Below are 7674 nucleotides of genomic sequence, written 5' to 3'. Positions count from 1 at the left end.
ATCCGGCATAGCTCAGTTGGTAGTAGCGCATGACTGTTAATCATGATGTCGTAGGTTCGAGTCCTACTGCCGGAGTTGATACATGATTAGAAACCTAGATATAATCGGGTTTCTTTTTTGCTATTTTTAAAATAGAATGCAGAATCTCGGGTTAAAATTATTATTTATAACACTAATTCAGGCTCTTGGTTGATGAAAAGCAGAGGACGAAGTTCATTCTCTTTTTTTATGTTCAAAGCAATGAGAATGTATTTTTTTAAAATTTTCATTTTTAGAGAATGAGTTACACTGTTTCATTTATCGAGAGGATTGTATTATCTTAATCAAATTAAGATTGTTTGGTTTTTAGACTGCTCATGGATGATTATATTTTGTAATAGATTTCCAGGTGAGATGCCTGACGAGTTCACCTATAAATAATACACTCTGGGGAGATTACGCATAGCAATCAATCAAAATTTGAAAATTTTTAGTTCGTACTCCTACCTATCCTATGCTGTTGCTTTTATCATCAGCTACTACATCAAGATTTTGGGGTTAATATAATGCAAGTGGCTGAGCAAAAACTCAATTCATGGTCAAAGTGTAATAATCGCTTATAGCGAAAAAAGCTTAAAATCAAGTTAATTAAAAGGTTGATTTTAAGCTTTTTGACTATTTTTATGAATTTTTACCTAGACTCTCAATTTTTATTCAAAAAAAGCTTTGTACAGTGCTTTTATAGCTGCTTTTTCTTGTTCGGAATTGATAACAATCATGATAGAAACTTCACTAGATCCTTGGGAAATCATTTGGATATTAATGTGATTATCTGACAGTGCTTTAGTTGCGGTAGCAGTCAAACCGATGTGACTTTTCATTTTTTCACCGACAATCATAATGATTGAGAGATCATGTTCGATTTCTGCGTGGTCAACTTCTAACTTTTGTCTTAATTGACGAAGAATTTCTTCCTCTTTAATGGGGGTTAACTCACGATCCCGAAGAATAATAGATAAGTCATCGATACCGGTAGGCATGTGCTCCCAGCGGATATTTAGATCTTCCAATATTTGCAGAACTTTTCTACCAAAACCGATTTCACGGTTCATGAGGTATTTAGACATGTTAATACTGGTGAAATGGGCATCTGCAGCAATACCTACTACAGGGAAGTCCCTGTTGCTGTGCTTTAAAACAATTTTTGTACCAGGATGAGTAGGGTTATTTGTATTTTTTATAACGAGTGGAATTTTCCCACGGTAAGCTGGAATGAGTGCTTCGTCATGTAATACAGTAAAACCTGCATAAGCTAATTCGCGCATTTCGCGATAAGTTAATTCTGGAATGGAGTGTGGCATGTGGATAATGCCAGGGTGTGCTGCAAAAATACCATCAACATCTGTAAAATTTTCATAAAGATCAGCTTTTACACCTGCAGCAATAATAGAGCCAGTAATATCAGACCCACCACGTGAAAAGGTGCAAATCTGGTCATTTTTTGTTACTCCAAAGAATCCTGGTATAATCAATACTTCATCAGCTTCATTTAATTCTTCGATTTTATCATAACTGGAGGGGAGAAGTCGCGCATTTCCTGGTTCACTGGACACAATAAGTCCTGCTTCTCTGGGATGAACATAACGTGCATTTATCCCATTTTGGGAGAAATAGGCTGCAATAAGTTTCGCATTATTATTTTCACCTGCAGCAAGAAAAGTATCGTACAAGAACTTATTATTTTCGATAGGAAGGCTTGCGAGCTTTTGGAAACTTTTTGAAATTCTTTCTAGAATATTTGGTTTGAGCTGCAGTTCTAACGCCATATCTCGATAACGCTGAATAATCCATTGTTGGTGCTTTGTTACGTCATTACCAGCAACATAGTCTCTATAATATTTAATGAGGGCATCTGTTACCTTTGTATCCTGAGTGCTTCGCTTCCCAGGCGCAGAGACAATCACGAATCGACGTTCAGGATCAGCTTTTATAATCTGTAATACTTTTTCTAATTGACCAGCAGAGGCAAGTGAACTTCCTCCAAATTTAACAACTTTCATAAATTCTCCTATAGGCTGATTGTTTAAATTATAGCAAAATTCTGAAATCTTTTCAAATTTACTTGTGCTTACTTGCTAAAGCAAATATTTTATGTTAGAATGTAACCGTATTATTTGATATTCAAATAATTTAATTGACAAAGAAAATAATTGTCGGAGGCAATTTAATGCAATTTGAAAATATTTTATATAGTGTCAATGACGGTGTTGCGACTTTAACATTGAATCGCCCGGAGGTTTCCAATGGGTTTAATATTCCCATGTGTGAGGAGATTTTAAAAGCCATTGAATTGGCTGCTGAGGATAAAGCTGTCCAAATTTTGCTCATCAACGCAAATGGGAAAGTATTTTCTGTTGGTGGTGATTTGGCAGAAATGCAACGAGCAGTGGAGGCAGATGATATTCAGTCTTTGGTCAAAATTGCTGAATTGGTCAATGAAATTTCTTACTCAATGAAACAATTATCTAAGCCGGTCATTATGAGTGTAGATGGGCCAGTCGCTGGTGCAGCAGCTAATATGGTAGTCGCCGCGGATTTCTGTATTGCAACGGATCGTTCTCGTTTTATTCAAGCTTTTGTGGGGGTAGGTCTTGCTCCTGATGCGGGTGGTCTGTATTTACTTGCTAGAGCGATTGGTGTGACGAGAGCAACTCAATTAGCAATGACAGGTGAACCGTTAAACGCAGAAAAAGCTTTAAATTATGGTCTTTTGTATAAAGTTTGTGAAGTTGAAAAGTTAGAAACTACAACGAATCAAGTGATTAAGAAGTTGAAACGTCATTCACTTAATTCTTATCGTGCTATTAAAGAATTGGTATGGAAGAGTTTGTTTACTGGTTGGGATGAGTATGCAAAACTCGAACTACAGTTGCAAAAGACATTGGCTTTCACAGAAGATTTCAAAGAAGGGGTGCGAGCTTATGCTGAGAAGCGTCGACCAAAATTTTCTGGGAAGTAAAAAAGTAGTTGCAATTTAATTTGATATTTGATATACTTTTCTAGTCAAATGTTTTGATGCTGAAAGTTTTTTTGTTAGAGGAGGATAGATTTTTGGATTACCAATTGGTCAATGATTATTTAACATCTATTTTCAATAATGTATTGGTTATTGAAGAATCTAGTTTGAAAGGCAGTCGCTTCAAAGATATCTCTATCAAAGAAATGCACACGATTGATGTCGTTGGAAAAAATCCCAATGCGACCCCTAGTAGCGTAGCAAAGGAATTGATGGTGACACTAGGAACCGTAACAACTAGTTTAAATAATCTTGAAAGAAAAGGTTATATTGAACGAACACGTTCAGAAGTCGATCGTCGTGTGGTTCATCTGAATTTGACAAAAAATGGTCGCCTAATTTATCGCTTGCACAGAAGATTTCACAAGAGAATGGTTGAAAGAATTATTGAGGGAATGGATGCTGAAGAGATGAAGGTCATGGGAAAAGGTCTGACTAATCTGTATCGTTTTCTAGAGGATTTGAAATAATGAACTATGCTAAAATTAGTCAAGTCGCTCATTATGCTCCGAGTCAAGTGGTTACAAATGATGATTTGGCAAAAATAATGGATACGAGCGATGAATGGATTTCAAGTCGAACAGGAATAGAGCGTCGTCATTTATCACAAATAGAATCAACGAGTGTTTTGGCTACCAAGGTGGCAGAACAATTGTTGAAAAAGGCAAATATCAATGCAGATGAGCTAGACTTTATCATTGTGGCCACTATTACCCCAGACTCCATGATGCCTTCAACAGCTGCACGAGTTCAAGCAAATATTGGCGCAAGGCATGCCTTTGCATTTGACTTAACAGCGGCTTGCAGTGGTTTTATCTTCGCTCTATCAACGGCTGAGAAGTTAATTTCCTCAGGTCGTTACCAGAAGGGTTTTGTTATAGGAAGTGAGACCTTATCAAAAGTCCTTGACTGGTCTGATCGTTCAACTGCGGTTCTTTTCGGTGATGGTGCTGGTGGTGTTTTGCTAGAGAGCTCAGAGCAGCAGCATTTTTTAGCTGAAAGTCAATATACAGACGGTTCGCGTGGGGAAAGCTTGACTTGTGGTAAAGTTGGTTTATCTTCACCTTATTCTGAAAAGGGAGAAGTAGCGCCTTACTTGACAATGGATGGTCGAAAAATTTTTGATTTTGCTATTCGAGATGTGGCAAAATCTATAAAAAATACGATTGAATCCAGTAATGTTCAAGTAGAGGATATTGACTATTTACTATTACATCAGGCCAATATTCGCATTTTAGATAAAATGGCGAAAAAAATTGGTGTAGCAAGGGAAAAACTTCCTGCGAATATGATGGAATATGGGAATACGAGTGCGGCAAGTATTCCAATTCTTTTATCTGAGTGTGTTGAAAAGGGGTTCATTCATCTTGATGGCAGCCAAACAGTTTTGCTATCAGGATTTGGTGGAGGTTTGACATGGGGCACACTTATTGTTACAATTTAGTTATTATGTGGTAATCACATGAATATAAATATTTATTTTTAAAGGAGTCTATCATGGCAGTATTTGAAAAAGTACAAGAAATTATTGTGGAAGAACTTGGCAAAGAACCTTCAGAAGTTACTCTTGAGTCAACTTTTGATGACCTTGACGCAGATTCATTGGATTTGTTCCAAGTTATCTCAGAAATTGAGGATGCATTCGATATTCAAATTGAAACCGAAGAAGGATTGAACACAGTTGGTGACTTAGTTGCCTATGTTGAAGAAAAAACAAAATAAAAAATGAAACGGGGCTGAGAGAAGATTCTCGCCCTCTTTTAAAAAAGGTATTGAGGTAGACAGTCAATTTTGCTGGGGTGGAACGATAAAATCAATTTAAAGATGATAGGTTCCACTCCCTCTTGTTTAGGTAATAGTTTGATTTTCAAATTATACAAAGGGTATACTTGAAATGATTGAGCTATTACTTAAGCAATATAAAGGAAGGTATTATGCAAACACGTGTTACAGAATTGTTAAATATTAAATATCCTATTTTCCAGGGTGGGATGGCCTGGGTTGCTGATGGTGACTTGGCTGGTGCAGTTTCTAAAGCGGGAGGTCTTGGCATTATCGGTGGTGGTAATGCACCGAAAGAAGTTGTCAAAGCTAATATTGATAAAATTAAGTCATTGACAGACAAGCCTTTTGGCGTGAATATCATGCTGTTGTCACCGTTTGTGGAAGATATTGTTGACTTAGTGATTGAAGAAGGTGTCAAGGTTGTGACAACTGGTGCAGGAAATCCAAGTAAATATATGACTCGTTTCCACGACGCAGGTATTACAGTCATTCCAGTAGTTCCAAGTGTAGCATTGGCTAAGCGAATGGAAAAAATTGGTGCAGATGCAGTCATTGCTGAAGGAATGGAAGCAGGTGGGCATATTGGAAAATTAACCACCATGACTTTGGTTCGTCAGGTAGTTGAAGCAGTTGATATTCCTGTAATTGCAGCAGGAGGGATTGCCGATGGTCGCGGTGCAGCTGCAGGCTTTATGCTTGGTGCAGAGGCTGTTCAAGTGGGAACACGTTTCGTCGTTGCAAAAGAGTCAAATGCGCACCAAAATTATAAAAATATGATTTTGAAAGCTCAGGATATTGATACAACCATTTCTGCTCAACATTTTGGTCATGCAGTACGAGCTTTGAAAAATAAACTAACTAGAGAATTTGACCAAGCAGAAAAGGATGCTTTTAAGCAAGAAAATCCTGATTTAACTGTTTTTGAGAATTTAGGAGCTGGCGCTCTTGCAAATGCAGTTGTTCGCGGTGATGTTGAACATGGCTCTGTCATGTCAGGACAAATTGCGGGGCTTGTCAGCAAAGAAGAAACAGTTGAAGAAATTTTAAAAGATATTTACTACGGTGCAGCAGAGGTTATCCAAAAAGAAGCTAGCCGTTGGGCAGGAGTAACTAGAAATGACTAAAACAGCCTTTCTATTTGCAGGTCAGGGTGCTCAGTATCTGGGAATGGCTCGTGACCTTTACGATCAGTTTGATGTAGTGAGGGCAACCTATGATGAAGCAAGTCAAGTATTGGGCTATGATCTACGATATCTGATAGATAATGAGGAAGAAAAGCTCAACCAGACACGCCATACTCAGCCAGCAATTTTAACCACTTCGGTTGCTATTTACCGATTATTGCAAGAAAAAGGAATGCAAGCTGATATGGTAGCAGGCCTTTCTCTTGGGGAATACTCTGCCATGGTAGCAGCAGGTGCTTTGGATTTTAAAACAGCGGTTGCTTTGGTTGCGAAACGTGGTGCTTTTATGGAAGAAGCAGTTCCTGCTGGCTCTGGTAAAATGGTTGCGGTTTTAAATGCTGATTTAGCTACAATTGAAGTAGCTTGTCAAAAGGCAAGCCAGCTGGGAATTGTATCACCAGCAAACTACAATACGCCTAGTCAGATTGTTATTGGTGGTGAAGTTGAAGCGGTTGACAAAGCAGTAGAATTGTTAAAAGAAGCTGGTGTTAAGCGTCTCATCCCTTTGAATGTCTCTGGTCCATTTCATACAGCTTTGCTAAAACCTGCAAGTGATAAATTGGTAAAAGTTTTAGAAACAGTTGAATTTGCTGATTTCAAACTTCCTTTGGTAGGCAATACCAAAGCAACTGTCATGGAACAAGGACAAATTAAGGAACTCTTAACTCGTCAAGTTATGGAACCAGTTCGTTTTTATGATAGTATTGCAACGATGCAAAAAGCTGGTGTAACTAATTTTATTGAAATTGGTCCAGGTAAGGTTCTTTCTGGTTTTGTTAAAAAAATTGATAAATCAGCAAAGGTTGCTCACGTTGAAGATGTTAGAAGTTTATCTACTCTTCTAGAAAATAAGGAATAGGTATGGAACTGAAAGGTAAAAATGTTTTTATAACTGGTTCAACACGTGGAATTGGTCTTGCAATGGCACATAAGTTTGCAAGTCTAGGTTCCAACATTGTTTTAAACGGTCGCCGTGAGATTGATGAGGTGCTCGTCTCTGAATTTTCAGATTATGGTGTACAAGTGGCTTCTATCTCTGGTGATGTATCAGATAGCACGGATGCTAAGCGGATGGTAGAAGAAGCTATCGAAAAACTTGGAAGCGTGGATATTCTAGTCAATAATGCAGGGATTACAAAAGATAAACTCATGCTAAAATTGACAGAGGAAGATTTTGAACAGGTCTTGAAAGTGAATCTTGTTGGTGCTTTTAATATGACTCAAGCGGTTTTGAAGCCAATGTCGAAAGCTCGTCAAGGTGCTGTTATCAATGTATCAAGTGTGGTTGGTTTGATTGGCAATGTCGGTCAAGCAAACTATGCGGCTTCTAAGGCTGGACTGATTGGATTTACTAAGTCTGTAGCGCGTGAAGTAGCAGCTCGCAATGTACGAGTGAATGCTATTGCGCCAGGTATGATTGAGTCAGATATGACCGATGTTTTGTCTGATAAAGTGAAAGAAGCTACGTTAGCACAAATTCCAATGAAACGCTTTGGGAATACCAGCGAAGTGGCAGAAGTGGCAGCCTTTCTAGCTCGTCAAGAGTATTTAACTGGGCAAGTCATTGCCATTGATGGCGGGTTAACCATGAGGTAGAAGATGACTAAAACGTACGAGTTTTAAGCATGTGATATATTTTCTTAATAAAGG

8 protein-coding genes and 1 tRNA gene are annotated in these 7674 nt (G+C 38.1%); 8 read left to right on the top strand and 1 reads right to left on the bottom strand.

Going from position 1 to position 7674, the window contains the following annotated elements; translation table 11 throughout:
• Position 1 precedes the first annotated feature (1 nt).
• A tRNA-Asn gene (locus HMPREF2634_RS09505) sits at positions 2–75 on the top strand.
• A 614-nt stretch (positions 76–689) separates the two neighbouring features.
• Here HMPREF2634_RS09505 and HMPREF2634_RS09500 read toward each other — a convergent pair.
• On the bottom strand, positions 690–2039 hold the full coding sequence (locus HMPREF2634_RS09500; protein WP_021001269.1) for an aspartate kinase: 1350 nt from the start codon (positions 2037–2039) through the stop codon (positions 690–692).
• A gap of 167 nt (positions 2040–2206) precedes the next feature.
• Between HMPREF2634_RS09500 and HMPREF2634_RS09495 the strand changes: the two genes are divergently transcribed.
• The 7 genes from HMPREF2634_RS09495 (at position 2207) to fabG (ending at position 7620) form a co-directional block, all read left to right on the top strand.
• Positions 2207–2998 (top strand): enoyl-CoA hydratase, encoded by a 792-nt coding sequence (locus tag HMPREF2634_RS09495; protein ID WP_070836504.1) that lies wholly within the window; start codon positions 2207–2209, stop codon positions 2996–2998.
• A 92-nt stretch (positions 2999–3090) separates the two neighbouring features.
• Positions 3091–3525, top strand: a complete 435-nt coding sequence (locus HMPREF2634_RS09490; protein WP_021001270.1) for a fatty acid biosynthesis transcriptional regulator FabT — start codon at positions 3091–3093, stop codon at positions 3523–3525.
• Positions 3525–4499: a beta-ketoacyl-ACP synthase III gene (locus tag HMPREF2634_RS09485; RefSeq protein WP_021001271.1), complete on the top strand. Its 975-nt coding sequence runs from the start codon at positions 3525–3527 to the stop codon at positions 4497–4499. Before HMPREF2634_RS09490 ends, HMPREF2634_RS09485 begins: the two co-directional genes overlap by 1 nt.
• 53 nt (positions 4500–4552) lie before the next feature.
• Positions 4553–4777 carry an acyl carrier protein gene (locus HMPREF2634_RS09480; RefSeq protein ID WP_003026017.1) on the top strand — a complete coding sequence of 75 codons (225 nt, stop codon included), beginning with the start codon at positions 4553–4555 and terminating at the stop codon, positions 4775–4777.
• Positions 4778–4989: 212 nt separating this feature from the next.
• Positions 4990–5964, top strand: coding sequence for an enoyl-[acyl-carrier-protein] reductase FabK (fabK, locus tag HMPREF2634_RS09475; RefSeq protein WP_070836503.1), 975 nt, complete (start codon positions 4990–4992; stop codon positions 5962–5964).
• The gene (gene fabD, locus HMPREF2634_RS09470; protein ID WP_021001273.1) at positions 5957–6883 is read left to right on the top strand and encodes an ACP S-malonyltransferase; all 927 of its coding nucleotides are present in this window, start codon (positions 5957–5959) and stop codon (positions 6881–6883) included. The genes fabK and fabD overlap by 8 nt, the downstream gene beginning before the upstream one ends.
• Before the next feature lie 2 nt (positions 6884–6885).
• The gene (gene fabG / locus HMPREF2634_RS09465; RefSeq protein WP_003033081.1) at positions 6886–7620 is read left to right on the top strand and encodes a 3-oxoacyl-[acyl-carrier-protein] reductase; all 735 of its coding nucleotides are present in this window, start codon (positions 6886–6888) and stop codon (positions 7618–7620) included.
• Positions 7621–7674: the final 54 nt, after the last annotated feature.

The sequence above is a fragment of the Streptococcus sp. HMSC034B03 genome (assembly GCF_001838575.1).
Taxonomy (GTDB): domain Bacteria; phylum Bacillota; class Bacilli; order Lactobacillales; family Streptococcaceae; genus Streptococcus; species Streptococcus anginosus.
The sequence above is the reverse complement of the archived record's forward strand: the minus strand, read 5'-3'. Positions and strand labels throughout refer to the sequence as shown.